The 913-nt window shown below is 48.3% G+C and carries 1 pseudogene; it reads right to left on the bottom strand.

Annotated elements, in window-relative coordinates:
- Window positions 1-57: 57 nt before the first annotated feature.
- Window positions 58-913: pseudogene (locus tag E5342_RS19080) on the bottom strand (AAA family ATPase); the annotation flags it as partial.

The raw sequence follows: 913 nt of genomic DNA, 5'->3' as shown, positions 1-913 counted from the left end.
GGGAAATAGTAAGTCCGTTCCTCTTGTATATACACCCGGACTAAACCAAACTGACTTTTAATAATGGAAATCGGGATTATAGCGGTAGCCCTTGCCCTCTTTCACAATCATGCGCTTGTTCACAAGAAACTTGTTAAGCGACACAAGAACATTGCGTCCACGCTCGTAACCGATACTCGCATAACCCTGTTTCAATGCCGCTATGACATTGGAATAGCCTTGTACCACCTGCTTGCCGAAACCGTTCTCCAACGCTTCCCGGTGTTGCTGTTCAGTCAGTTCCGTAAGCGGAAAAGTTCCTGTCCTGCTTAGGTTGTTGGAATACATAATCATCCACGATTTCGGGTAAAGCGTTGTCATTGATACGGAATGCGAACGGGTCAAATTCCCGGTCACGTATGTGCATCGCCTTTACCTCGCTTATGTTGCCGTCCTGCTGGCTTTTCGTGATTTGCAGGACGGTTTCAGCCTTGTTGTTCAGTTCCGTACCGATATGCCCCCTTGTGTTGTCATCCCCCTTGTTCAAGTGCAGCACGGTGTGGATATGCAGGTTATACCCACTTGACCAGCGCATCAAAAGGTTGATTAGGTCGGTTGATTCGCTGGGGCTGTTGATGTCGTACATCAAGTCACGGATTCCGTCAATGATGAGCAACCCCACATCGGGCATATTTTCAAGCATATAGCCGATAATCTGTTTCCGCTTGTCGGGGGTCTGCTCTCTTAGCACGATGAAAACAAAATCGTCCCTGTCCTTGTCGGTAGGCAGTCCGGCAAGTCGCAAAATACGCTCCATGACCTTATGGCAATGGTATTTGCTCTGCTCGGTATCTACATAGAGGATTTTCCGTTTGTTCGGTGGCAGGTATGCCGAATACTTCAGTACCTCGTCATTCTTCAACGCTGCCGCAAC

The organism is Parabacteroides distasonis (genome assembly GCF_004793765.1).
GTDB classification, from domain to species: domain Bacteria; phylum Bacteroidota; class Bacteroidia; order Bacteroidales; family Tannerellaceae; genus Parabacteroides; species Parabacteroides distasonis_A.
Note: the sequence above shows the minus strand (reverse complement) of the source record. Positions and strands in the feature narration are given on the sequence as shown.